The sequence below is a fragment of the Duganella sp. Leaf126 genome, from assembly GCF_001423125.1.
Lineage (GTDB): Bacteria > Pseudomonadota > Gammaproteobacteria > Burkholderiales > Burkholderiaceae_D > Rugamonas.
This window is the reverse complement of sequence record NZ_LMNW01000036.1, coordinates 25,096-50,257: the sequence shown is the minus strand read 5'-3', so window position 1 is coordinate 50,257 and position 25,162 is coordinate 25,096. Positions and strand designations below refer to the sequence as shown.

General features: G+C 67.0%; 24 protein-coding genes and 1 tRNA gene. 12 read left to right on the top strand and 13 right to left on the bottom strand.

Features of this window, described 5'->3' with window-relative positions; all coding sequences use genetic code 11:
- The first annotated feature begins 22 nt into the window (after window positions 1-22).
- Both ASF61_RS21660 and ASF61_RS21655 read left to right on the top strand, forming a co-directional pair.
- Window positions 23-955 (top strand): glyoxylate/hydroxypyruvate reductase A, encoded by a 933-nt coding sequence (locus ASF61_RS21660; protein WP_056160821.1) that lies wholly within the window; start codon window positions 23-25, stop codon window positions 953-955.
- 1 nt (window position 956) lies between these two features.
- Entirely contained in the window at window positions 957-1,868 is a 912-nt protein-coding gene (locus tag ASF61_RS21655; protein ID WP_056160819.1) for a hydroxymethylglutaryl-CoA lyase, read from the top strand.
- A gap of 114 nt (window positions 1,869-1,982) precedes the next feature.
- On the opposite strand, the gene ASF61_RS21650 is transcribed toward ASF61_RS21655, so the two are convergent.
- Window positions 1,983-2,059 (bottom strand) — tRNA-Pro (locus ASF61_RS21650).
- A gap of 69 nt (window positions 2,060-2,128) precedes the next feature.
- Complete coding sequence (rsmI, locus tag ASF61_RS21645; protein WP_056160817.1) at window positions 2,129-3,037, bottom strand: 16S rRNA (cytidine(1402)-2'-O)-methyltransferase; 909 nt, start codon at window positions 3,035-3,037, stop codon at window positions 2,129-2,131.
- A 32-nt stretch (window positions 3,038-3,069) separates the two neighbouring features.
- On the opposite strand from rsmI, the gene ASF61_RS21640 reads away from it, so the two are divergent.
- From ASF61_RS21640 to ASF61_RS21620, 5 genes are all read left to right on the top strand, one after another.
- On the top strand, window positions 3,070-4,452 hold the full coding sequence (locus tag ASF61_RS21640) for a penicillin-binding protein activator (protein WP_229205967.1): 1,383 nt from the start codon (window positions 3,070-3,072) through the stop codon (window positions 4,450-4,452).
- 7 nt (window positions 4,453-4,459) lie between these two features.
- On the top strand, window positions 4,460-4,834 hold the full coding sequence (locus ASF61_RS21635) for a YraN family protein (protein ID WP_056160814.1): 375 nt from the start codon (window positions 4,460-4,462) through the stop codon (window positions 4,832-4,834).
- Window positions 4,835-5,028: 194 nt separating this feature from the next.
- Window positions 5,029-5,625 (top strand): phosphoheptose isomerase, encoded by a 597-nt coding sequence (locus ASF61_RS21630; protein ID WP_056160812.1) that lies wholly within the window; start codon window positions 5,029-5,031, stop codon window positions 5,623-5,625.
- Window positions 5,618-6,268: a BON domain-containing protein gene (locus ASF61_RS21625; RefSeq protein WP_056160810.1), complete on the top strand. Its 651-nt coding sequence runs from the start codon at window positions 5,618-5,620 to the stop codon at window positions 6,266-6,268. The genes ASF61_RS21630 and ASF61_RS21625 overlap by 8 nt, the downstream gene beginning before the upstream one ends.
- Window positions 6,269-6,272: 4 nt before the next feature.
- Window positions 6,273-6,812 (top strand): peroxiredoxin, encoded by a 540-nt coding sequence (locus tag ASF61_RS21620; protein WP_056160808.1) that lies wholly within the window; start codon window positions 6,273-6,275, stop codon window positions 6,810-6,812.
- On the opposite strand, the gene ASF61_RS21615 is transcribed toward ASF61_RS21620, so the two are convergent.
- The 6 genes from ASF61_RS21615 to lipB form a co-directional block, all read right to left on the bottom strand.
- Window positions 6,813-7,730, bottom strand: coding sequence for a DUF3034 family protein (locus ASF61_RS21615; protein ID WP_056160806.1), 918 nt, complete (start codon window positions 7,728-7,730; stop codon window positions 6,813-6,815).
- Between the two features lie 20 nt (window positions 7,731-7,750).
- Window positions 7,751-8,230 carry a group 1 truncated hemoglobin gene (locus ASF61_RS21610; RefSeq protein ID WP_056160804.1) on the bottom strand — a complete coding sequence of 160 codons (480 nt, stop codon included), beginning with the start codon at window positions 8,228-8,230 and terminating at the stop codon, window positions 7,751-7,753.
- 143 nt (window positions 8,231-8,373) lie between these two features.
- Complete coding sequence (locus tag ASF61_RS21605) at window positions 8,374-9,036, bottom strand: uracil-DNA glycosylase (protein WP_056160802.1); 663 nt, start codon at window positions 9,034-9,036, stop codon at window positions 8,374-8,376.
- The gene (locus ASF61_RS21600) at window positions 9,033-9,248 is read right to left on the bottom strand and encodes a hypothetical protein (RefSeq protein ID WP_056160800.1); all 216 of its coding nucleotides are present in this window, start codon (window positions 9,246-9,248) and stop codon (window positions 9,033-9,035) included. Before ASF61_RS21600 ends, ASF61_RS21605 begins: the two co-directional genes overlap by 4 nt.
- A gap of 135 nt (window positions 9,249-9,383) precedes the next feature.
- Window positions 9,384-10,370 (bottom strand): lipoyl synthase, encoded by a 987-nt coding sequence (gene lipA / locus ASF61_RS21595; protein WP_056160798.1) that lies wholly within the window; start codon window positions 10,368-10,370, stop codon window positions 9,384-9,386.
- Between the two features lie 66 nt (window positions 10,371-10,436).
- Complete coding sequence (lipB, locus tag ASF61_RS21590) at window positions 10,437-11,117, bottom strand: lipoyl(octanoyl) transferase LipB (RefSeq protein ID WP_056161099.1); 681 nt, start codon at window positions 11,115-11,117, stop codon at window positions 10,437-10,439.
- 174 nt (window positions 11,118-11,291) lie between these two features.
- Here lipB and ASF61_RS21585 point away from each other — a divergent pair, with 174 nt between their 5' ends.
- Window positions 11,292-12,101 carry a LysR substrate-binding domain-containing protein gene (locus tag ASF61_RS21585; RefSeq protein ID WP_056160796.1) on the top strand — a complete coding sequence of 270 codons (810 nt, stop codon included), beginning with the start codon at window positions 11,292-11,294 and terminating at the stop codon, window positions 12,099-12,101.
- Here the strand turns inward: ASF61_RS21585 and ASF61_RS21580 are convergent.
- The 3 genes from ASF61_RS21580 to ASF61_RS21570 form a co-directional block, all read right to left on the bottom strand.
- On the bottom strand, window positions 12,094-12,369 hold the full coding sequence (locus ASF61_RS21580) for a DUF493 family protein (RefSeq protein WP_056160794.1): 276 nt from the start codon (window positions 12,367-12,369) through the stop codon (window positions 12,094-12,096). The genes ASF61_RS21585 and ASF61_RS21580 overlap by 8 nt on opposite strands.
- 785 nt (window positions 12,370-13,154) lie before the next feature.
- On the bottom strand, window positions 13,155-15,749 hold the full coding sequence (locus tag ASF61_RS21575; RefSeq protein WP_056160792.1) for a DUF6600 domain-containing protein: 2,595 nt from the start codon (window positions 15,747-15,749) through the stop codon (window positions 13,155-13,157).
- 96 nt (window positions 15,750-15,845) lie between these two features.
- Window positions 15,846-16,490 (bottom strand): LysE family transporter, encoded by a 645-nt coding sequence (locus ASF61_RS21570; RefSeq protein WP_056160790.1) that lies wholly within the window; start codon window positions 16,488-16,490, stop codon window positions 15,846-15,848.
- Window positions 16,491-16,663: 173 nt separating this feature from the next.
- Between ASF61_RS21570 and ASF61_RS21565 the strand changes: the two genes are divergently transcribed.
- The 4 genes from ASF61_RS21565 (at window position 16,664) to hemN (ending at window position 22,963) form a co-directional block, all read left to right on the top strand.
- Window positions 16,664-17,602 (top strand): DUF808 domain-containing protein, encoded by a 939-nt coding sequence (locus ASF61_RS21565; RefSeq protein ID WP_056160789.1) that lies wholly within the window; start codon window positions 16,664-16,666, stop codon window positions 17,600-17,602.
- A 79-nt stretch (window positions 17,603-17,681) separates the two neighbouring features.
- Window positions 17,682-19,742, top strand: coding sequence for an EAL domain-containing protein (locus ASF61_RS21560; RefSeq protein WP_056160787.1), 2,061 nt, complete (start codon window positions 17,682-17,684; stop codon window positions 19,740-19,742).
- 129 nt (window positions 19,743-19,871) lie between these two features.
- On the top strand, window positions 19,872-21,524 hold the full coding sequence (locus tag ASF61_RS21555) for a PAS domain-containing methyl-accepting chemotaxis protein (protein WP_056160785.1): 1,653 nt from the start codon (window positions 19,872-19,874) through the stop codon (window positions 21,522-21,524).
- Window positions 21,525-21,532: 8 nt separating this feature from the next.
- Window positions 21,533-22,963 carry an oxygen-independent coproporphyrinogen III oxidase gene (gene hemN / locus ASF61_RS21550; protein ID WP_156369686.1) on the top strand — a complete coding sequence of 477 codons (1,431 nt, stop codon included), beginning with the start codon at window positions 21,533-21,535 and terminating at the stop codon, window positions 22,961-22,963.
- Between the two features lie 29 nt (window positions 22,964-22,992).
- Here the strand turns inward: hemN and kynA are convergent, their stop codons facing one another.
- Both kynA and kynU read right to left on the bottom strand, forming a co-directional pair.
- Window positions 22,993-23,883, bottom strand: a complete 891-nt coding sequence (kynA, locus tag ASF61_RS21545; RefSeq protein WP_056160783.1) for a tryptophan 2,3-dioxygenase — start codon at window positions 23,881-23,883, stop codon at window positions 22,993-22,995.
- Window positions 23,884-23,898: 15 nt separating this feature from the next.
- Window positions 23,899-25,161 (bottom strand): kynureninase, encoded by a 1,263-nt coding sequence (gene kynU / locus ASF61_RS21540; RefSeq protein ID WP_056160782.1) that lies wholly within the window; start codon window positions 25,159-25,161, stop codon window positions 23,899-23,901.
- Window position 25,162 lies beyond the last annotated feature (1 nt).

Below are 25,162 nucleotides of genomic sequence, written 5' to 3'. Positions count from 1 at the left end.
CATCATCGAGCTGGGAGCACCGATGCGCATCCTCCTGCACCGCGCCGATGGCAAGACCGAACCGTGGCTCAAGGATTTTTCAAGCTGCCTGCCCGAAGCGGAACTCGCGATCTGGCACGCCGGCGAAAAAAACCCGCCGTGCGACTACGCGGTGGTGTGGTCGCCGCCCGAGGCCATGCTGCCCGAGCTGGCCCAGGTCAAGGCCATCTTCAACACCGGCGCCGGGGTCGATGCGCTGCTGCGCTATGGCGACGCCATTCCACGCGAGATTCCGATCGTGCGCCTCGGCGACGCCGGCATGGGCCTGCAGATGGCGGAATACGTGACCCACGCGGTGCTGCGCTACTTCCGCCGCTTCGACGACTACGAACGGCAGGCGCGCGCCGGTGTCTGGGCGGCGCTGCCGCCGTACCGGCGTGAAGACTTTGCCGTCGGCGTGCTGGGACTGGGCACGCTGGGCACGCGCGTGATCGAGGCGCTGGCGCCGTTCGGCTTCCCGCTGCACGGCTGGAGCCGCACCGAAAAGCGCCTGGACGGCGTGCAGTGCTACCACGGCGCCAACAGTCTCGACACCTTCTTGCGCGCCAGCCGGGTACTGGTGTGCATGCTGCCGCTCACGCCCGAGACCGGCAATCTGCTCGACCGCAGCAACCTGGCCAAGCTGCCGGCCGGCGCGTACCTGATCAACGTCGCGCGCGGCGCCCACCTCGCCGAGCCGGAACTGCTGGCGATGATCAGGTCGGGCCAGATCGCCGCCGCCACGCTGGACGTATTCCGCAACGAGCCGCTGCCGGCCCAGCATCCGTTCTGGCAGGAGCCGCGCATCACCATCACGCCGCACGTGTCGGCGCTCACCCTGCGGCGCGAAAGCGTGCAGCAGATCGCCGACAAAATCCGCCGCCTCGAGCGCGGACAACCGGTCGCCGACATCGTCGACCGCAACCTGGGATACTGATATGGGCAACTTGCCGCAACAAGTGAAAATCGTCGAAGTCGGGCCGCGCGACGGCCTGCAAAACGAGCAGGCGAACGTGCCGGCCGCCATCAAGACGGCGCTGGTCGACCGCCTGTCGGCCGCCGGTTTCCGCAACATCGAGGCGGCAGCGTTCGTCTCGCCCAAGTGGGTGCCGCAAATGGCCACCAGCACCGAGGTGATGGCCGCCATCGCGCGCCGGCCCGGTACCATCTACTCGGCCCTGACGCCCAACCTGCAGGGTTTTGACGCGGCGCTGGCCGCGCGCGCCGACGAGGTGGTGATCTTCGGCTCGGCCTCGGAAGCGTTCTCGCAAAAGAACATCAACTGCTCGATCGCCGAATCGATCGCCCGCTTCGAAGGCGTGGCGCAAGCGGCCAGGCAGCACGGCCTGCGCCTGCGCGGCAGCATCAGCTGCGCCTTCGGCTGCCCGTACCAGGGCGAGGTGTCGCCCGAATCGGTGGCCGACGTGGTGCGCCGCATGCGCGACCTCGGTTGCGACGAGATCGACATTGCCGACACCATCGGCGTGGCCACCGCGCGCCAGACGCAGACGGTGATGGAACGCGCCGCGCGCGAGTTTGCCATCGACGCCCTGGCCGGCCACTTCCACGACACCTACGGCCAGGCGCTGGCCAATATCTACGCCAGCCTCGAAGTGGGCATCTCGATCTACCACGCGTCGGTGGCAGGCCTGGGCGGCTGCCCGTATGCCAAGGGCGCCACCGGCAACGTCGCCACCGAAGATGTGCTGTACCTGATGCAGGGCCTCGGCATCGAGACCGGCATCGATCTGGGCCAGGTGGTCGATGCCGGCCAGTTCATCGCCCAGTTCCTGGGCCGCTCGAGCGCGAGCCGGGCCGGCAAGGCGCTGGCGGCCAAGCGCGCGGGCTGACGTGGTGCATGACGACAGCCCGGTTTGCCGGGCCGTTTAGTGCAAGCGAGGCACCACCGGCGCCGCAATGGAAAAATCCCGCCTGACGTTGCCATCAGGCGGGATTTTAGATATTGGTCGGAGTACAAGGATTCGAACCTTGGACCCCCTGGTCCCAAACCAGGTGCGCTACCGGGCTGCGCTACACTCCGAAGAAGCAAGATAATACAAGCCGCCAGCGATTCCGTCAAGCGCAGCTGCAATATTTATCGCGCTGCCGGTCAGTCCGCCTGCTTGAGCTGCAGGGCGCGGTCGTACAGGGCGTTCTTCTTGCGGCCGGTGATCTGCGCCGCCAGCGCAGCGGCCTGCTTGACCGGGCACTCGGTCAGCAGGATCTTGAGGATGCGCTCGGCCTCGGCGTCGTTGTCGCCGTCGTGCGCGGGGGCGCCGGCCAGCAGCACCACGAATTCGCCCTTTTCGCGGTGGGCGTCGGCGCGGATCCACGCTGCGGCGGCCGCCAGCGGGCAGCGGTGGATTTCCTCGAACATCTTGGTCAGCTCGCGCGCGAACACCACTTCGCGCTCGGGCTCGAATACGGCAGCAAGCGCGGTGGCGCAGTCGAGGATGCGGTGCGGCGCCTCGTAGAACACCATGGTGGCGGTCACCGTGCGCAGGCTGGCAAGCACATTCTCGCGCTGTTTGGCCTTGGCCGGCAGGAAGCCGACAAAGTAGAACTGGTCGTTGACCAGGCCGCTGGCCGACAGCGCCGTCACCGCCGCCGAGGCGCCCGGCAGCGGCAGCACGCGCAGGCCGGCCGCGCGCACGGCCTCGACGATGCGCGCGCCGGGGTCGGAGACGGCCGGGGTGCCGGCGTCGGACACCAGCGCGATCCGTTCGCCGGCCTGCAGGCGCGCGATCAGGGTCTCGGCCACTTCGCGCTCGTTGTGCTGGTGGGCGGCGATCAGCGGACGGTGCAGGCCGAACCGCGTCATCAGCTGCGCAGTGTTGCGGGTGTCTTCGCAGGCCACCGCATCGACCAGGCTCAAAACGTGCAATGCGCGCACACTGATGTCGGTCACATTGCCGATCGGGGTCGCCACGACATACAAGGTTGCGCTAGGATAGGTCTGGTGCGCTGTTTCTTCCAGGACAGGAAGGGCGGAAATGGCGCGGGAAGTAATGTCAGACATGGCGTGGTCCGTGATCGCAATGAGGGGGTAGCATGAAAAAAATACGAGTGTGTGCGGTGGTCGCCGTGTGGGCGGCGCTGGCAGCGATGAGCGGGTGCGGCTCGTCTGTGCCCATCATTATAAGCCCGCCGCCGCTCCCGGCGCCGGTGCCGCTGCCCCCGCCGCCGCCGGAGCCGCCGCCACCGGCAGCGGAAGTGTTTGCGGTCGAGATGCCGGGCGCGGCCGCCACGCCCACCCGCGCGCCCGATACGCAAACGCTGCGCACCGAAAACGCGGTCGGCTACCCGATGGCTGGCGACGACGTCCTGCCAGCGACGGCGCCGGTGCGGATCGGCCTGATCCTGCCGCTGCGCTCGGAAACGTTGGGCGCCGCCGCCGAAGCGCTGCGCGCCGGCTTCATGGCCGCCTGGGAGCGCGACCGCGACAACATCACGGTCACCGTAGTGGAAACCGGCGACGTGGCGCAGGACAGCCTGGCCAGCTACGCCCAGACGCTGGAGGGCGTGGACCTGGTGGTCGGTCCGCTGGCGCGCTCGGCGGTGACTGCCGTGGCCAACAGTGCGCTGGTCACCAAGCCCACCATCGCCCTCAATTCCCCCGAAAACGGTGCGGGCGCCGGCGCCGCGCCGCTGCCGCAGCAGATGCTGGCCATGGGCCTGTCGATCGAGGAAGAGGCGCGCCAGGTGGCGCAATGGGCAGCTGCCGAACAGCCGGGCGCCAGCGCCATGATCGTCACCACCAGCACGCCGTGGCAGCGCCGCATTGCCGCCGCGTTTGCCGCCCACTGGCAACAGCTGGGCCAGCAGGTGCGCATGGTGGAGCTGAGTGCGCCCAACAACTACCTGAGCGACCCGGACCTGGTGCAACTGCGCGCGCGCCTGCAACAGGATCCGCCGGGTCTGCTGTTCTCGGCCATGGGCGCCGACCAGACCCGCCAGCTGCGCGGCGCCCTGACTAACGGCCTGGTGCATGAATCGGACGAGCCGGTCATCAGCACCGCCGACGGCTTGCCGGCAGCGCCGACGACGCCGACCGTCGCCAGCGGTTTTGCCGCCCTGCCCCTGTACGGCACCTCGGCGCTGAACGCCGGCAGCGGCATGAATTCCCCGACCAACGAGCTCGATGGCGTGCGCCTGCTCGACCTGCCCTGGCAGGTGCAGCGCGACCACCCGGCGGTGATGGTCTATCCGCATCCGGTGCAGGCCGGCACGGCCGACATGGAACGCCTGTATGCGCTCGGCATCGACGCCTATCGCGTGGCGCGCAAGATCAGCCGCCAGCCGGCCGGCCGTTTCCAGATCGACGGCGTGACGGGCCGGCTGACGGTGGATTTCGGCCAGGGGCCGTCCCGCTTCGAGCGGGTCGAGCAGCCGGCCGTGTTCCGCCACGGCGCGCCGCAGGCCGTCCAGCAGTAAGCCCGCCATGGCGCCGCCCCGCGCGCCGAGCGGACGGCGCACCGCGCAGCAGCAGCTGGGCCAGCTCGGCGAAGACCGCGCCCTGGCCTACCTGCTGGCGCAGGGACTGGTGCTGGTCGAGCGCAATTTCCGCTGCAAGGCCGGCGAGATCGACCTGATCATGCGCGATGGCGCCCACCTGGTGTTCGTCGAGGTACGGCGCCGCGCTGCCGGCAGCTTCGGCGGAGCCGCTGCCAGCGTCACGGCGGCCAAGCAGCAGCGCCTGGTCCACGCCGCCCAGTTCTACCTGCTGCGCCAACGCCCGCTGCCGCCGTGCCGCTTCGACCTGGTCGCCCTCGATGGCGACAGGCTCGCCTGGCTGCGCCACATCATCACGCTTTAAGGGAACCTCGAAAATCCTACTGCGCGACGCGCTATCGCCTCTCCGTTGCTCAGCGTACCTCCGTACGCTTGCGCTACTCAAGACGATATCGGGCCGCTCGCTACGGTTTTTCGAGGTCCCTAACACTGCCTTTGTAAGCATTTTTAACAGCACTTGTCAGGGCATATGAACGACTGCACTATAATCAGCACACTATGACAAATCAACGCATCCTGGCGCACTTCCACGAAAGTGCCGAACTGAAAATCCAATCGGCCACCGTGCTGGCGCCCCCCATCGCCCAAGCCATCGAGATGATGTTTGCGGCCCTGTCCAACGGTAACAAGATCCTGGTCTGCGGCAACGGCGGGTCCGCTGCCGACGCCCAGCACTTTGCCGCCGAGCTGGTCGGGCGCTTCGAACGCGAGCGCTTCCCGCTGCCAGCCATCGCCCTCACCACCGACACCTCGATCCTGACGGCAGTCGCCAACGACTACAGCTACCGCGAGATCTTTTCCAAGCAGGTGCAGGCATTCGGCCAGGCCGGCGATATCCTGCTGGCGTTTTCCACGTCCGGCAACTCGGGCAACGTGGTGGCCGCCATCGAAGCGGCGCTCGAGCGCGAAATGCGCGTGGTGGCGCTGACCGGCAAGGGCGGCGGCGAGATCGGCAAGATGCTGACCGACGCCGATGTCCATATCTGCGTGCCCGCCGACCGCACCGCCCGCATCCAGGAAGTGCACCTGGTGTGCATCCACAGTATCTGCGACGGTATCGACGTCGCCCTATTCGGAGGAGATGTGCATGAATAATTCCCGTACCCGTTGGGCCAGCCTCAAGCGTCCGCTTGCCATGAGCGTGCTGTGCCTGGCCACCGCGGCCACCTTGTCCGGCTGCGTGGCGCTGGTTGCCGGCGGCGCCATCACCGGCACGCTGGCGGCATCGGACCGCCGCACCTTCGGTGCGCAAACCGAGGATACGTCGATCCAGCTCAAGGGCGGGAACAAGCTGCGCAACGTGCTGCCCGGCGACGCCCACGTCAATATCAACAGCTTCAACCGCCGCGTGCTGCTGACCGGTGAAGTGCCGGACGAGGCCGCGAAAGCGACGGCCGAGCGCGAAATGGCGGCGGTCGAGGGCGTGCTGTCGGTCATCAACGAGCTCGACATATCGGGCCCCGCCAGCTACACCTCGCGCTCGAACGACACCATCATCACCGGCAAGGTCAAGGCCAGCCTGGTGGACGCCAAGGATATCTCGGCCAACTCCTACCAGGTGGTGACCGAGCGCGGCGTGGTGTACCTGATGGGCCGCGTGACCCAGCGCGAGGGCCAGATCGGCGCCGACATCGCGCGCGGCGTTTCCGGTGTGAGCAAGGTCGTCAAGGTGTTCGAATACATTTCCGAAGACGAGTGGAAGTCGTACCAGCCGAAACCGGCTGCAACGGCGCAGTGATGCCATGACCACCTCTGCTGCCACCGCCCACACCCCGGGCGCCTCGCGGGCCTGGGTCAAACCCGTGCTCGCCGCGCTGGCCCTGGCCACGGTCGGCGCGGTGGCCTACGTTACCCTCAGCAAGCGCCCGGTGGCGCCCGACGTCACCTTCGTGACCGTTCAGGGCGACAAGATCGCGCCGGATGCCTTGCGCGGCAAGGTGGTGATGGTCAATTTCTGGGCCACCTCGTGCGCCACCTGCGTGGCCGAAATGCCGCAGATGGTCGAGACGTACAACAAGTTCAAGGACGAGGGCCTGGAATTCGTGGCCGTGGCCATGAGCTACGACCCGCCCAACTACGTGGTCAACTATGCCGATACGCGCAAGCTGCCGTTCAAGGTGGCGCTCGACACCGACGGCTCGGCCGCCAAAGCCTATGGCGACGTGGCGATGACCCCCACCACCTTCGTCATTGCCAAGGATGGCAAGATCCTTAAAAAATACGTGGGCCAGCCCGACTTCCCGGCGCTGCACCAGTTGCTGGCAAAATCGCTCAAAAGCTAGTCAGAAGCCGGTCTGCACCGACAGGTACAGGCCGTGCTGGGTCTTGGGATTGAACACCGTGATCTTGCCCAGGTTGGCATACGCGGCCGTCACCGACACGTGCTTGGTCGGGAACCACGCCACGAAGGCATCGACGTAGGCTTTCTCCGGATCGACCGCCAGGTTGTGCGGCTTGCGCCGGTACTCGGCGCCCAACACCAGCTGGCGGCTGACCAGGTAGGCCGCCGACACTTCCGGCATCAGCTTGCGGCGGTCGCTGCGGTCGCCCCCGAAGCCCAGCAGTCCCATCTGGTTGGCCCTGGTGGCGCGCACGGTCACATTCAGCAGCAGGCTGTGCTCGAGCAGCAGCTTGGTGGCCGCCACATAGTAGTCGTAGCCGTGCTCGTCCGCCGCACCCAGTTGGGTGACCTTGCTCACGCCCAGCGCGCCCAGTCCTTTGATCCCCTTGTTGTCCTTATACATGACGCCTGCTGCGATCTGCGGCAGCCAGCGGTCCTGTTCATAGACGGCGTCGCCGGCCAGCCTGACCTTGAGGCCGAGGATGTCCTGCTTGATGTTGAGCTGGTCGAGCGGCGCCAGGCTGCCCTGGAAGGTCTGGCTGGCCACCGACAATTCCACGCGGTCGGCCAGGCCGATCGCCACGCCATAGGTATCGAGCCGGTAGTCCTGGGTGCTGACATGGGTGTAGTGGGCGTTGGCGCCCCAGCTGTCGCGGGTGCCGTAGCCGGTGATCAGCGCCCACGGCACGATGCCGCCGCCGCCGGCGCCTTCCACCTGGCTGACGCCGCCGGTGGCCAGCAGCTTGCCCATGTCGGGCCCGGCCTGCGCTGGCGGTTGAGATTGGGCTGCAGCGCTGCCGGCGGCCAGCGTCGCCAGCACCAGCAGGGCAAGCGCTGTCCTTGCGGTGGGGCATGTCATGGAGGACTCCTGGCGGCGGCTCATTGGGTGACGATGGCGCGCTGCATGGGCGCCAGCTTGGCCACCAGCTTGTTGGCGACACTGTTGGGCACGTTGTGGCGCTCCATGGCCAGCTGCAGGTCTTCGGTCAGCGCATTGAACATGGCGTTGGTGATCTTCAGGTCCTGGTGCACGGTGGTCATGTCGCGCACGGTGCCGACGCCATCCATGGTCTTGTCGCGGTATTTGCCGGTGTAGCGGCACGGCCCCCCGGCAAACTCGCACAGCTGCTCCTGCAGGCGCACGCTCAGCTGCGCCATGTCGAAGTCGGCGAAATTGTCCTTGATGCGCGGATCGGCCAGCACCAGCGGAATGAAGGTATCGACGATTTTTTGGATGCCTTCCTTGCCGCCCAGTTGCCGATAGACGGCATCATCCGTATAAGGGGTTTGCGCCACGGCCAGCGCTGACGCCAGCAGCAAGCCCGCCATGCCGGTCGCTGCGCGGATCAATCGTTTCATGTCGGGTCCTTGACTGGAGTGTTACTCCGACAATCTACCAGCTTCCGGACCGCAAACTGCCTTTTGTTTGCCTGAAAACAAGACTTTCGAACTGCCAGTTGTTGCTTTAAAGCACGCGCACGATCGCTGACGCCTCGGTGGCGTCAGCCCCAGCGGATTGGCGCCTTGCCGTGGGCGGCCAAGTAGGCGTTGGTGCGCGAGAACGGCTTGCTGCCAAAAAAACCCTTGTGGGCCGAGAACGGCGAAGGATGGGGTGACGTGATCACCAGGTGCCTGCCGGGATCGATCAGGCTGCGCTTGGCGATCGCGTAACTGCCCCACAGGATGAATACCAGTCCCTCGCGCTGATCGGCTAAGCGAGCGATGGCGCTGTCGGTAAAGGTTTCCCATCCCTTGTTCGCGTGCGAGCCGGCCTGGCGCGCGCGCACGGTCAGCACGCTGTTGAGCAGAAACACACCCTGCACGGCCCAGTCGCTCAAGTCGGTCTGGCGCCGCTCGATGCCGAGGTCGTCGCGCAACTCCTGGAAGATGTTTTGCAGACTGGGCTGCGCACGGTGTCCATCCGGCACCGCGAAGCAGAAACCCATGGCTGCACCGGGCGTGTGGTACGGGTCCTGGCCGAGGATGACCACCTTGACGTCGTCAAACGGCGTCAGGTCAAAGGCGCGGAAGATGTTCTTGCCAGCGGGGCAGCAAGGCCCGGCGGCGTACTCGTCCTTCACGAACGCGGTCAGCGCCTGCCAGTATGGCTGGTCGAACTGGTCCTGCAGCTGCGCTTTCCAGGACGCTTCGATGCGCACGGTCATGGATGCAGCGGTGGCGGCAACGATTGTGCGACCGGTCTGGCCATCCAGATGTTTCCGCTCAGCGCATCGCTCTGGCGTGGTGCCGGTGCGGCTGCCAGCGCAGGCAGTCCCAGGCCGGGATTGACGATGACGATCTCCTCGCCGTAGGCGGCGCGGTTGATGCGCTCATCCGGCTGAAATTTCGCGGGCTGACACAGTGCTTCAGGGGTCATGACGACTGGCATACATCCTCCAAGGGCAAGCGCCTGAATATAGGGCAGCCGAGGGGGCGGTGCAAGCGGGGCAAGGCGCGCGACGGCGCCCTTGTGCGCGCTGGCGCACGGCCAGCGCGTTTTTTTACGCTGCGCTCAACCGGCTGCCGCCAGCACGTTGTGCGCCTGCACGTCCGCATGGTACGAGCTGCGCACCATGGCGCCCACGGCAGCGTGACCGAAGCCCATCTTGTACGCTTCTTCCTCGAACATCTTGAACACGTCCGGGTGCACGTAGCGGCGCACCGGCAGGTGGCTGTTCGAAGGCGCCAGGTACTGGCCGATGGTCAGCATGTCGATATCGTGCTCGCGCATGTCGCGCATCACCTGCAGGATTTCTTCGTCGGTCTCGCCCAGGCCCACCATCAGGCCGGACTTGGTCTTGACGTTCGGGTACAGGGCCTTGAAGTCCTTGAGCAGCTTGAGCGAGTGCAGGTAGTCGGCGCCGGGGCGCGCTTCCTTGTACAGGCGCGGCACGGTTTCGAGGTTGTGGTTCATCACGTCGGGCAGGCCGTCGGCGAAGATCGCCAGCGCCTTGTCGAGGCGACCGCGGAAGTCGGGCACCAGCACCTCGATCTGGGTCAGCGGCGACAGATCCTTGGTCTTGGTGATGCACTCGACGAAGTGGCCGGCGCCGCCGTCGCGCAGGTCGTCGCGGTCCACCGAGGTGATCACCACGTAGTTCAGGCGCAGCTTGGCGATGGTGTTGGCCAGGTTGATCGGCTCGTTAGCGTCGAGCGGATCGGGACGGCCGTGGCCGACGTCGCAGAACGGGCAGCGGCGCGTGCACTTGTCACCCATGATCATGAAGGTGGCCGTGCCCTTGCCGAAGCATTCGCCGATGTTCGGGCAGCTCGCCTCTTCGCACACGGTCACCAGCTTGTTCTCGCGCAGGATGTCCTTGATCTCGTAGAAGCGGCTCGACGCCGAAGCACCCTTGACGCGGATCCACTCCGGCTTTTTCAGCCGCTCCACCTGCTCGACCGGCACGATCTTGATCGGGATGCGCGAGGTCTTGCTGGCGCCTTTTTGCTTTTCGCTCGGGTTGTAAGCGGGAGTGCTGGAGGTGGTCTCGGTAGTCATATGGCTGCACGCCCTCGCGGGCTGGATTGGTTATCTAAGGTTGTACGGCAACAACGTCTAAGGCGGTTACGGATGCGGGGCGGTCTGGTCCAGCGCAGCAGCGAACACCCGTATCAATTCCTCGGCCAGCCGCTGCTGCACCTCGGCCAGTGTTGCCTGGGCGCCGACGGTGCGCATGTCGACCGTCTCGAGGCCGGCGTAGCCGCAAGGATTGATCCACGAAAACGGCGTCAGGTCCATCGCCACATTGAGCGACAAGCCATGATAGGTGCAGCCGTTGCCGCGTACTTTCAAGCCCAGCGCGGCAATCTTGGCGCCGCGCCGGGGGCCGTCCGCCATGTAGATGCCGGGCGCGCCGTCGATGCGCTCACCGGCAAGATTATACGCCGCTAATACACTGATGATCGCCTGCTCGATTTTATGGACGAACTGGCGCGCATACAGCTTGCCGCCGGGCTTGTTGCGACGCAGGTCCATCAGCAGGTAAATCACGACCTGGCCCGGGCCGTGATAGGTCACCTCGCCGCCGCGGTCGGTCTGGACCACGGGAATGGCAGCAGCACCGGCCAGCAGGTGGCCGCGGTCGGCGCCCAGCCCCAGCGTGAACACCGGCGGGTGCTCGACGATCCACAACTGGTCGCGCGTATCGGGCGTGCGGGCATCCGTGAACGCGCGCATGGCGGCAAACGTGGTGTCGTAATCGGCAACGCCGAGGTGGCGGATCTCGGGGGTGGTGGGGGACGTCATCGCGCCATTATAAATCAGCTGGCGTCGCCGCATCCGGCCAAGGCCGGCCCGATGCCGTCCCGGCCCCGGGTTCTGGTTAGTTTTGTTCACATGGTAAACATTGCTGTAGCGCCTACAGCTGCGGTATATTCGCTGTTTCTTGCGAGTTTTACTCACAAAGTTATCCACAGATCGATGAGCGCCAGCCGCCGCCTGCCGAATTTTTCCGCCCTGCGTGCTTTCGAGGCGGCGGCCCGCCACGAGAATTTCTCGCGCGCGGCTGACGAATTGCGCCTGACGCACGGCGCGATCAGCCACCAGGTGCGGGCGCTGGAACAGGACCTGGGCCGCCCGCTGTTCGTGCGGCATGGCAGACAAGTGAAAATAACTCACGAGGCACGACAGTTCGCCGAGTTTCTCGGCAAGACCTTCGAGGCTATCGGCAGCGCTGCCGATGCCCTGCGCCCGCCCATCGGCGCTGCGGCCACGCTGACGCTGGCGGCGCCCGCCTGGTTTGCCGCGCGCTGGCTGACCCCGAGGCTGGGAACCTTTATCGAGCAATATCCCGAGATCGCACTGGTATTGCAGACCAGGCCGGCGCCGCCGGACCTGGCGCGCGCGGGCATCGACGCGGCCATCGTGTTCGACCGGGGACGGCATCCGGGCATGGTGGTGGTGCATCTGATGGACGAAGTCTGCGACCGCGTGGCAGGTGTGCACCATGCCGCACGGGTGCAGGCGTTGCTGTCGCCGGAGCCGGCGGGTGCGGATTTGCTGGGCGCCGTATTGGCAGGGAAAGGAGAGGCGCTGTTGCACCGCGTGATGGCGGCGCCGGAGATTGCTGCTGGCCGCCTGGTCCGGCGTCCTGGCACGGCCACGCCGTGCGCAGAAGCCTATTACCTGGTGTCGCCGCAGGACGCGGCCGCCACAGCGCAGGTGGCGGCGCTCAGGCACTGGCTGGACGGCGAAGTCGCCGCCTTCCAGCGCCAGCAGAACATTACATGACGACCTTGACCATCGGGTGTGCCGACAGCTCGGCGTAGAGCGCGTCGAGCTGCGCGCGGCTGGTGGCGCGCACGGTCACGGTCAGGCCGGTGAAGTTGCCTTTCGACGAAGGCCGCACTTCCATTTTGCCTTCATGGAAATCCTGGTCGTGCTTTTGCACCACCAGCACGATGGTCGGTGCGAAGTCGATATGAGTCGGCCCCATCACCTTGATCGGAAAGTCGCTCGGGTACTCGATGAGGGACTCGGACGGTGGGATCGCTTGCATAATCATTCCAATCTATTAAGAAAACCGGCAGACATCAACGTGACGCCGCCAGCGAGCATTGTAGCCAAGTTGCCGGCCACGGGGCCAGACACCCATATGGGACCGCCGCGCGCAAAAAAAAGCCAGCCCGCAGGCTGGCAAAAACTATTTTCTCGGGAACACTGAAAATAGTCGGGGCAAACGGAGACGCAACAAGGTGCGGCGCGCAGCAGCCGCAGCAGGCAATGGCCGCGTGGCGCGGCGCCGAGCGATGGGATAACAGTAGGCAAAGTGTGACCGACCCGCCACCGGAATGTGACGAACCGCGTTGTCGGCCGTCTGAAACGCAGGATTCGGGGTTGAACCGTCAGCCGGTGCACGGCCCAATGGCAGCGACTGGCTACATCAGATTGCCGCGCAGACGATCGGGCCGGTTCTGGCGGACCGGGCAGGTTCACTGCGCGGCTGCGGCTGCGCGGCCGGCGGCGGGGCCGGGCGCGGGGTTGAAGATGCTCCTGCTGCTGGAGACATGGCCGCTGCAGCTGCGGCAGCTGGTCTTGCTGCGGCTTCGGCTGATCTTGTGGCGGCTGGAAGCATGGCCGCTCCAGTCGTCACGGCCAGCCCCGTGGCCGCTGGAAACGGGCTACATCAGGTTCTCGCACGGACGATTGGCCCGTTCTGGCGGACCGGGCTGGTTCATTGCGCGGCTGCGGGGCCTGGCGCGGGTTGAAAATGCTTCTGCTGCTGAAGACATGGCCGCTGCGGCTGCGGCAGTCGCGGCCGGTCCCGTGGCGGCTGGAAACGGGCTACATCAGGTTCTCGCGCGGGCGATCGGGCCGGTTCTGGCGGACCGGGGCTGGTTCACTGCGCGGCTGCGGCTGCGCGGCCGGTGGCGGGGCCTGGCGCGCGGGCTGAGGACGCTCCTGCTGTTGTGGACGCTCCTGGGGTGGCTGGAAGCGTGGTCGCTCAGGCTGCTGCGGACGGTCCTGTGACGGCTGGAAGCGTGGCCGCTCGGGTGGTTGCGGCCGATCCTGCGACGGCTGGAAGCGCGGCTGTTCCTGCTGCTGAGGTCGGTCTTGCGACGGCTGGAAGCGTAGCCGCTCCGGCGGTTGCGGCCGGTCCTGCGACGGCTGGAAGCGTAGCCGCTCCGGCGGTTGCGGCCGGTCCTGCGACGGCTGGAAGCGCGGCCGCTCCGACTGCTGCGCTGGTAGCAGCTGCGGCGGCTGCTGGGATGAGGGTTGCTGTTGCGAACGCCTGTCTTGCCAGCGCTGGCGACGGTCGTCCTCGTCGCGGCGGCGACGTTCCTCGTCCTCGCGCTGGCGGCGGTCGTTGTCATCGCGCTGGAAGCGATCGCGGGTATTACCGATCTCCAGCACCGGCGCCGGCATCCCTGCGCCAGTACCGGGACGTCCGCCATTGGGACGGGTGCGGATTTCGAGACCGACGTCGCGCGGGTTGATGGTCTGCGCCGGCGCGTCGGGGGTGCCGATCTGGTTCGGCGGCAAGGTACCGATGGTTTGCGGCCGGCCCTGACCACGCGACCAGCCCGGCTGTGGTTGCGGTTGCAGCTGTGGTTGCGGTTGCCCCTGTGCCGGTGGTTGCTGCGGTTGTACCTGCAGCGGTGCGGTCGAAATCACGCGGCCCGGGCGGGTGTCGTTGCGCAGCCCGTCGGTGCGGGGGGGATCGTCATCGCGCGGATGGCTGCCGTTGCGCGGCCATGCACCACGCGCATCCTCATTGCGCACGGTGTTGTCAGTGCGCGGGTTGCGGCTGCCCACCCATTCATTGCGCGGCCCGTCACCACGTGGATTGCTGCCGTTGCGCGGGTCGTTGTCGAACCGGTCGGGACGACCATCACCGTCGCGGTCTTGCCCGGCGCGACCGGCATCGAACCGGCCCGGACGGCCATTGCCGTCGTGGTCTTGCCCGGCGTGGCCGGCATCGAACCGGTCGGGACGACCATCACCATCGCGGTCTTGCCCGGTGCGACCGGCATCGAACCGGCCGGGACGACCATTGCCGTCACGATCTTGCCCGGCGCGGCCATGACTGTCGCGGTCCTGGCCAGCACGGCCGGCATCGAACCGGTCGGGGCGGCCATCGCCATTGCGGTCTTGCCAGGGGCGGCTGGGCTGGAGGCGGTCCGGGCCGGGCGGACGCGGCGGCGTGACCGGTGTGACCAGGCCGGGCTGCTGCGCGCGCGGCACCAAATGATCGCCGCGGTTGACGCGGATGATATGGCTTCCTTCGAACTGCGCGCGCGGCAGCACGGTCAGGCCGTTGCGATGGTCGCGCAGACGGTCGTCGCCACGGGGCGCGAACGACTTGCCCTGGTAGCTCCAGGCCAGGCGCTGTTCGTAGAAGGGAGGAACGCGGTAGGTCGGCACGAAGCGGTCGCGCGGTGTCAGCGGGTACCAGCCCAATCCGGGACCTGGCCCCTGGTGCGGATGACTGACGCCGCCCACCCAGCCGACCAGCGCCGGCGCCCACACGGGCCGGCCGGCCGGGCGGCCCGGTGCCCAGTACCAGCGCTGGCGCACCGTCACCCAGCGGCCGTAGTGCGACGGCGCATAGCCCCATGGCGCGTTATCGACCCAGGTCCAGCCCCACGGCGCCAGCCAGGTCCAGCGGCCGTCGCGGTAAGGCGCCCAGTCGGCGGCAACATTGCGCGGCGCCCACAAGGGACCGTACTCGACGCTCTGGGTCCAGCTGCCGTGGCGGTCCAGTTCTTCGTAGCCGGTGATGCCGGTGGAAATGTACTGGGTGGTGACCACGACCTCGGCCAGCCGGTCGCGCTCGTCGGCCCAGACGTCGAAGCCGTCACGGCGCGCCACCCGGGTGCGCACGTCCGCGCTGGTAATGTCCACCTGGCGGCCCGGATCGACGGTGACCGACGATCCGGCGCCATCGACCCGGGCGGTGCCGGCCAGCAGGCTGACCTCGGTAGTGTCGGGTACCCGCTCCACGTCCACCCGCAGCAGGCCCGGTTCGATCATGGTGATGCGCGCCTGCGGCGTGGTCAGCTCGAAGTCGCGCAGCAGGTCGGCATTGCGCACCCGGATGCTGACGCTGCCGTAGTTGAGGCGCAAGCGCAGCAGATTGTCATCGAGCTCGGCAATTTCGAGATCGGTGTCGCCGTCCAGCCGCACTGCCGTGGACCCGAGGCGAAACTCGGTGCGGGCGCCACTGGCAGTCACCAGGTGGCTGCCGGCCGTCACCGGCCAGTTGAGGCTGGCAACTACCGGCTGGTCTGCGCCGTTCAGGGTCACCTGGCCCTGGACGGCAGAAATCCGCCCCACCGCTGCCGGCAGGTCGATGTCTGCCTGGGCCTGGGCCTGGGCCTGGGCCTGGCTGCTCCAGCCGACCAGGGCGGCCAGCGCAAGAGTGGGGATGAAGTTCATGGCGTCTCCGGCGGTCGATATCGATTTAACGCTGCAACTCCCGGTTCGCCGACACCGGTTACAAATAATTTCAACTTTGGACCTGTACGCCGACGATCAGCCTGCCGCCGCACCGGCCCGTTTGACGAAGAACAGCGCCGTGCCCACCGCCATCAGCAAGCCGCCGAAGACGCGGTTCTGCTGCTTGACCGCGCGCGGGTCGCGGAAGAAGCGCTGCATCGACGCGGCCAGCAAGGCGTAGCCGTGCATCACCACCAGGTCGATCGCGCACATGGTGGCGGCCAGGATCAGCAGCTGCGGCAACAGCGGCGCGCCCTGGGTGATGAACTGCGGCAGCACCGCTACCATGAAGATGATGCCCTTGGGATTGGTGGCATTGGTCAGGAAGCCGGTCAGGAAGCGCTTGCGCGGCGACGGCACCACCACTTCGAGCTGGGCCGGCTGGGCGCCGACAGCCACCCGGGCGCGCCACTGCGCCAGGCCCAGGTAGATCAGGTACAGCGCGCCGATGGTCTTGACTACGTTGAACGCCACCTCGGACGCCATCAGCAGCGAACCGACACCGGCGCCGGCAATGAAAAAGATCAGCAGCAAACCGGTCTGCAGGCCGAGGATGGTGGTGCTGGCGCGCCGCAGCCCGTAGGACAGCCCGTGCGACATCGACAGCACGGCGCCCGAGCCGGGGGAGATGGCAATAATGCAGGCAGCAACAAAAAATCCCAGCCAGACGGCAAAGCTCATGATGTGGTTCCAGTCCCGTAATCGACGCCCCCGGCAGCGAAATGCTGCGCGGTAACGCACATTGTAGCGGTGCTGCCATATCGTTGCCGGGTTGGCTTGGGTTAAACTTGTCGCTTCTATAAGGATAACGCGATGACCACTACCACCCTGCCCTCTGCCGAAGGAAGCCGCTGATGGCCGGCACCAGCCTGTTGGCGCTGCTCGACGACATCGCCACCATCCTCGACGACGTCACCGTGATGAGCAAGGTGGCCGCCAAGAAAACCGCCGGCGTGCTCGGCGACGACCTGGCGCTCAATGCGCAGCAGGTCAGCGGCGTGCGCGCCGCCCGCGAACTGCCCGTGGTGTGGGCAGTGGCGGTCGGTTCGCTCAAGAACAAGGCGATCCTGGTGCCGGCGGCGCTGGCGATCAGCGCCTTCCTGCCGCAGGCGATCACGCCGCTGCTGATGGTGGGCGGCCTGTACCTGTGCTTCGAGGGTTTCGAAAAAATCGTCCACAGCGTGCTGCACAAGGAGGAAAAGGCCGCGCGCAAGCAGCAGCTGGTGGCGGCCGTGGCCAATCCCGAGGCCGACCTGGTGGTGCTCGAGCAGCAAAAGATCAAGGGCGCCGTGCGCACCGACTTCATCCTGTCGGCCGAGATCATCGTCATCGCGCTCGGCAGCGTGGAAGGCAAACCGTTCCTGGAACAGGCGCTGGTGGTGGCCATGATCGCCATAGTGATGACGGTCGGCGTGTACGGCATCGTGGCCGGCATCGTCAAGATGGATGACGCCGGCCTGTACCTGAGCAAACTGGGCAGCGCCGTCGTGCGCGCGGTGGGCCGCTTCCTACTGAACGCCGCGCCGGTGCTGATGAAAATCCTGTCGGTGGTCGGCACGGCTGCCATGTTCATGGTCGGCGGCGGCATCCTGGTGCACGGCATACCGGGCAGCCACGACCTGCTGCACCACGCCCAGCAGGCCGCAGGCGCCGTGGCAGGGCTGGGCCCGGTACTGGCCCTCCTCGCCGAGCCCGTCATCAATGCCGTGGCCGGGCTGGTGGCCGGCGCGCTGGCGCTGGCGGTGGTCGGCGGGGCCGGCAAGCTGTGGCGCTCGGTCCGGCGGGCCGGCTAGCGGCAGCAAAAAATCCGAACCTTGACGGAACGTTCCGACGGCCCGTCGCTCCAATCCCGATAGCACCGGGGAGGAGCAGATGGATGACAGGCATTTACGGCTGGCGCTGAACGCGGCGCGGATGACGATCTGGGACAGCGTCATCGGCGATGGCACGGTGCTGGGCAGCACCGTCCATTGGCAGGCCGGGGGCACAGCCCTGCTGGGCCTCCCCCCCGCGCCGCTGGCGCAGGCGTTTGCCGATTTCCTCACCTTCGTCCATCCCGACCACCGGGCCGAGCTGCTGCGCACCATGCAGGACGCGGTGGACCAGCGCACCGGCTACGACGTCGAATACCGCGTGGTGTGGGACGACGGCAGCATCCACTGGCTGGCCGGCAATGCGCTGGTGGCGTGCGACGAATCGGGCGCGCCGACCGGCACGCTGGGCATCGTCTGGGACATCACCGAGCGCAAGCTGACCGAGCAGGCCACTGCGCGCGACCGCGAAATGGCAGCGGTAACGCTGCGTGCCATCGGCGAAGGCGTGATCACCGTCGATGCGCTGGGCCGGACCGAGTACCTGAACCGCAGCGCCGAACAGATGACCGGCTGGGGCAACGACGAGGCGCGCGGCCAGGCCATCGCCGTCACCCTGCCGCTGGCCGACCAGGCCGGCGTGGCGCTGACCGAACACGTGGCGCTGCAATGCCTGCGGCTGCAACAGACAGTGACGCCGGCAGCGGACAACCAGCTGCTCACGCGCGAGGGACGGCGCATCGCGGTCGAAGAATCGGCCTCGCCGATCTGGTCCGACGGCGGCGCCCTGCTGGGTGCGGTGGTGGTGTTCCGCGACGTCAGCCACGAGCGCAAGCTGACCCGGCAATTGTCTTGGAACGCCAGCCACGACACCCTCACCGGCCTCATCAACCGGCGCGAATTCGAGGCGCGCATCGCCGAGGCGCTGCGCAGCGCCAAGGAGGAGGACCATGTGCACACCATCCTGTACATGGACCTCGACCAGTTTAAGATCGTCAACGACACCTGCGGCCACGCCGCCGGCGACCTGCTGCTGCAACTGCTGGCGCGCATGCTGCAAACCCATATGCGCCATGCCGACACGCTGGCGCGCCTCGGTGGCGACGAACTCGGCGTGCTGCTGCCGCGCTGCCCGATCGACCAGGCGCGCCAGCTCGCCGACAAGCTGCGCCAGTCGGTGCGCAATTTCCGCTTCGCCTGGCAGGGCCACACGTTCGAGCTCGGCGTAAGCATCGGCATGGTCGCGGTGACGCGGCACAGCAAGTCGATGACGGCACTGCTGGTCGCGGCCGACCAGGCCTGCTACCTGGCCAAGGAAAGCGGACGCAACCGCGTGCACGAGTACCGCGAATCGGACCAGCGGCTGGTGCGTCGGCTGGGCGAAATGCAGTGGGTGTCGCGGCTGAACCAGGCGTTCGAACAGCAGCACTTTCGCCTGTACACGCAGCCGATCGTGGGATTGAACGAGCGCGGCCACGACCACGTGGAAGTGCTGATCCGCCTGCAGCCCGCTAGCGGCGGCCTGATCAAGCCCGGCGCCTTCATTCCGGCGGCCGAGCGCTACGACCTGATGACCGCCATCGACCGCTGGGTGATCCGCGCCGTCTGTCGCCATGTGGGCCATGCTGCCGCCGGCGAGGTGATGCCGCTCGATTACTCGATCAACCTGTCCGGCAGCTCGCTCGGCGACGAGGACTTGCATGACTACATCGTCGCCCAGTTCCGCGAATTTCGCGTGGCGCCGCACCACATCTGCTTCGAGATCACCGAGACGGCAGTGATCGCCAACCTGATGCGGGCCCAGGATTTCATGGGCAAGCTGCGGGCCCTGGGCTGCCGCTTTTCGCTCGACGACTTCGGCAGCGGGCTGTCGTCGTTTGCCTACCTGAAAGCGCTGCCGGTGGACTTTCTCAAGATCGACGGCGTGTTCGTGCGCGACATCGCCACCAATTCCGTCAACCGCGCCATGGTCAGGGCGATCAACGAGGTGGGCCACGTGATGGGCCTGCGCACGGTGGCCGAATACGTGGAAAACGCTGCCACGCTGGCCGTGGTGCGCGAACTGGGCCTCGATTACGCCCAGGGTTACGCGGTCGGCACCCTGCAGCCGCTGGCAGCGTGACAACCCAAGGCACGCATGATGCCGCGCCGGCAATCCGGCCTATTTTGATCTACATCAATAAATTTGCGCGCCGGACTCCGTACACTGGTCACACTTATTGTGATAGAGCAACAACCGCCGGAGAGTCAGATGCGCAACAACCAACCCGTCAGCCACCGCGAAGTGGATGTCCTCGACGATCAGGCGATCGTCTCCAAGACCGATTTGCAGGGCAATATCGTCTATGTCAATCCGTACTTCGAACAGATCAGCGGCTACACGGCCGAAGAGCTGATCGGCGCGCCGCAAAACATCGTGCGCCATCCCGACATGCCGGCGGCCGCGTTTGCCGACCTGTGGGCATCGATCAAGAGCGGCACGCCGTGGACCGGCATCGTCAAGAACCGCTGCAAGAACGGCGACCATTACTGGGTGCGCGCCAACGTCACGCCGATCCGCGAACACGGCAAGACCATCGGCTATATGTCGGTGCGGGTCAAGCCCGAGCGGCGCCAGGTGGCCGAAGCCGAGCAGGCCTACCAGGCCCTGCGCGAAGGCGGCAGCGGCAGCGGCAGCGGCAGCCGCATCCGCATCAGGAACGGCCAGCTGATCCGGTCCGGCCTGGTGCACCTGCTGGCGCGGCTGTCGCACGTGTCGCTGGCGATGCGCATCTGGCTGGCCACCAGCGTGGTCAACCTGCTGCTGCTGGGCGTGTGCGTGGCAGCGCTGCTGGGCAGCGAGGGCCACCGCTACGCGATTTTCGGCGCCACCTTCGTCGGCCTGCTGATCAATGTCTTCCTGTGGTACACGCTGCGGGTGTCGATGCTGGTCCCGCTCAAGCAGGCGCTCGACGGTGCGCGGTCGATCGCAGCCGGCGACCTGACGGCATCGTTCGACACCGACGCCACCGACGAGGTGGGCCAGCTGCTGCGCGCGCTGCAGCAGATGAACAGCAACCTGATCGCCACCATCCGCGACGTGCGCATCAACGTCGAGACCATGGCCGTGGCCACGCGCCAGATCGCCGCCGGCAACGCCGACCTGTCGGGCCGCACCGAAGCACAGGCCGCCAGTCTTGAAGAAACGGCGTCGTCGGTCGAGCAGTTCTCGGCCACCGTCAAGCAGAATGCCGACAATTCGGCGCAGGCCAACGCACTGGCGGTGAGCGCGTCCGAGGTCGCCGTGCAGGGCGGCGAGATCGTGTCCGACGTGATTGCCACCATGGATGAAATCAACACGGCGTCGCGCAAGATCGTCGACATCATCGGCCTGATCGAAGGCATCGCGTTCCAGACCAATATCCTGGCGCTGAACGCCGCCGTGGAAGCGGCGCGCGCCGGCGAACAGGGCCGCGGCTTCGCGGTGGTGGCCGGCGAAGTGCGCAACCTGGCCCAGCGCAGCGCCACCGCCGCCAAGGACATCAAGCATCTGATCGATGTCTCGGTCGGCAAGGTCAGCGCCGGCATGGTGCAGGTGGACCGCGCCGGCGCCACCATGCAGCAGGTGGTGACGGCCGTGCAGCAGGTGACCGCCATCATGCGCGACATCTCGGTCGCCTCGCACGAGCAGAGCATCGGCGTCGACCAGGTCAACTCGGCGATCGCCCACATGGACCAGGTGACGCAGCAGAATGCGGCGCTGGTCGAGGAGGCGGCAGCGGCCACCGCCAGCCTGGCCGTGGAAGCGGGCAGCCTGACGCAGGCGGTCAGCCTGTTCAAGTTCGGACGGGCGCCGTCGCGGGCCAGGGCTGCTGCGGGCCAGGGCGCCCGGACGCCGGCCGCACAACGCCGCCTGGCCGCTTGAGCGTCATCATGTCTGCCGCCAGCTCCACCGCATCGGCTGTCGATGCCATCGAATTCGACGCCACCATCATCGCCAAACTGAGTCAGTCGGGGCCGCGCTACACCTCGTATCCGACCGCCGACCGGTTTGCGTCCGACTTCGGCTACGGCCAGTTCCTGGAAGCGGTGGCGGGCCTGCGCCTGCGCCGCAGTCCGCGCCCGCTGTCGCTGTACATCCACGTGCCGTTCTGCGACACCATCTGCTACTACTGCGGCTGCAACAAGATCGTCACGCGCGACCGCAGCAAGGCCGCCACCTACCTCGGCTACCTGAAGCAGGAACTCGACATGCAGGGCCGCCTGTTTGCCGGCATCGGCCAGGTCGAGCAGCTGCACTTTGGCGGCGGCACGCCCACCTACCTGAACGATCGCCAGATGGGCGACCTGATCGACCATCTGCACCGCAATTTCGATTTTGCGCCCGATGCGCTGGGCGAGTATGCGATCGAGATCGACCCGCGCACCGTCACCCCGGCGCGCATCGGCGTGTTGCGCGCGCAAGGCTTCAACCGCATCAGCCTGGGCGTGCAGGATTTCGAGCCCGACGTGCAGCAGGCGGTCAACCGCATCCAGCCCGAGGCCGACACCCGCGCCGTGATGGACGCTGCGCGCGACGCCGGCTTCCGCTCGATCAGCATCGACCTGATCTACGGCCTGCCCAGACAGTCGATCGACAGCATGGCGCGCACGCTGGACAAGGTGATCGCCGCCAGCCCCGACCGCATCGCGCTGTACAACTACGCCCACCTGCCCCACCTGTTCAAACCGCAGCGCCGCATCGCGGCGGCCGAGCTGCCCAGCGCCGCCGTCAAGCTCGAGCTGCTGGCGCTGTGCATCGGCCGCCTGTGCGCGGCCGGCTATGTGTACATCGGCATGGACCATTTTGCCAAGCCCGGCGACGAGCTGGCCGTGGCCCAGCGCCAGGGCCGTCTGCAGCGCAATTTCCAGGGCTATTCCACCCGGGCGGAGGCCGACCTGATCGCCTGCGGCGTGTCGGCCATCAGCGCCATCGGCGCCACCTACAGCCAGAACGAGAAGACGCTCGACGCCTATTACGAAAAACTCGATGCCGGCGTGCTGCCGGTCACGCGCGGGGTCCGGCTCGATCACGACGACCTGCTGCGCCGCCTGGTGATCCAGCGGCTGATGTGCCATTTCGAGCTGTCGGTGGCCGCGCTGGAACAGGCGTTTCCGATCACGTTCAGCCACTACTTCGCGGCCGAGCTGGAACGGCTGCAGACGTTCGTGGACGATGGCCTGCTTACCATCGACCGCCAGTGGCTCAGTGTCACGCCCAGGGGGCGGCTGGTGATCCGCAATATCTGCATGGTGTTCGACCGTTACCTGGCCACGGCGCACCCCGACGGCGCCCGGCCGCTGCGCTATTCGACTACCATCTGACCACCATCTGAGCGGCGCGAGCCGCCGGCTCAGAGTTCCGTTCGGAGCTCGAACAGTTCGGGGAACAGCACCACGTCGAGCATCTTGCGCAGGTAGTTGACGCCGTCCGTGCCGCCCGTGCCCATCTTGAAGCCGATCACGCGCTGCACGGTGGTCACGTGGCGGAAGCGCCACAGCCGGAACGCCGTTTCCAGGTCCACCAGCTTTTCGGCCAGCTCGTACAGCGGCCAGTACCGGTCGGTATTGCGGTACACGGTGGTCCACGCGGCCTTGACCGACGCATCTGAGCGTATCGGCTGGTCCCATGGCCCGGCCAGACGGGCGGCATCGACCGCCAGGCCGCTGCGGGCCATCACCAGGATGGCCTGGTCGTAGATCGACGGCTGCGCCAGCGCGCGCTCAAGCAGCGTGTATGCCTCGGGCTTGTGCCGGTGCACTTGCAGGTGGGTGGCGTTCTTGTTCCCGAGCAGGAATTCGATCTCGCGGTACTGGTGCGACTGGAAGCCCGACGAGGCGCCCAGATAGGGGCGGATCGCCGTGTATTCGGGCGGCGTCATGGTGGCCAGCACATCCCAGGCGTGCACCAGCTGGTTCATGATGGCGGCCACGCGCGCCAGCATCTTCATGGCGGCCGGCAGCTGGCCGGCGGCGATGTTGTCGCGCGCGCCGTGCAGTTCGTGCAGCATCAGCTTCATCCACAGCTCGCTGGTCTGGTGCTGGATGATGAACAGCAGCTCGTTGTGCTCGGGCGAGCGCGGGTGCTGGGCGGACAGGATGGTGTCGAGCGACAGGTAGTCGCCGTAGCTCATGTCCGCGCTGAAGTCGAGCTGCGCGCCGTGATAACCGGCGGCCGGCGCAGCGGCGTCCGAGGTATCGGCTGCATCGCCGGCGGCGACGCCGGAAGATAACGGGCATGTCATGGCGTGCTCCCGGGCTCAGGTCACGGCGCCGCGTGCGGCGTCGATCTGGTAGTCGCTGCGGTCCAGGATATCCTTCAACACCATCACCGCCTGCCACACGTCCTGGTACGTCGTGTACAGCGGCGTAAAGCCGAAGCGCATCACGTGCGGCTCGCGGTAGTCGCCGATCACACCGCGTGCGATCAGGGCCTGCATCACGGCATAACCATGCGGGTGCATCACGCTGACCTGGCTGCCCCGCTCGGCGTGCGCGCGCGGCGTGATCAGTTCGAGCGGGTGGCCGGCGCAATATTGTTCGAGCAATGCGATGAACAGGTCGGACAAGGCCAGCGACTTGGCGCGCAGCGCGGCCATCGACGTGTGCTGAAAAATCTCCAGGCCGCATTCGACCAGCGCCAGCGACACCACCGGCTGGGTGCCGCACAGCGCCCGGCCGATGCCGGCCACCGGCGCGTACGACGGCTGCATGGCGAACGGCTGGCGGTGGGTCCACCAGCCGGTCAGCGGTTGCGAAAACCGTGCGTGGTGGCGCCGGGGCACCCAGATGAAGGCCGGCGCGCCGGGGCCGCCGTTCAGGTATTTATAGGTGCACCCGACCGCGAAGTCGGCGTTGGCGTCGTTCAGCGCCACCGGCACCGCGCCGGCCGAATGGGCCAGGTCCCAGATCGCCAGTGCGCCGGCCGCGTGGATCTGCGCCGTGGTGGCGGCCATGTCGAACATGCGGCCGGTACGGTAGTTGACGTGGGTGAGCATCACCACCCCCACCTGCGCCCCGGCCTCGCCCGACAGCGCTTGCGGCAGGTCGGCCCACGAATCGAGCAGCTTCAGCTGGTAGCCGCGCTCGAGCCAGCCGAGCAGGCCTTCGGCCATGTACAGATCGCTGGGAAAATTGTCGCGCTCGGTAACGATCACGCGCCGGCCCGCGCGCGCCGGATCGTCGGCCTGCAGCTTGATCGCGGCCGCCAGCGCCTTGAACAGGTTGACCGACGTGGTATCGGTGACCACCACCTCGTCCGCCTCGGCGCCCACCAGCGGCGCCAGCAGCTTGCCGAGCCGACGCGGCAGATCGTACCAGCCGGCCGTATTCCAGCTGCGGATCAGATCGTCGCCCCACTCGGCAGTAATCACCTGCTGGGCCCGCTGCAGCGACGCCCTGGGACGCGCGCCCAGCGAATTGCCGTCGAGGTAAATCACGCCATCAGGCAAGGCAAATTGTGCGCGCTGGCCCGCCAGCGGATCGGCCGCATCGAGCGCCAGGCAATCTTGTTCGGTGGTCATC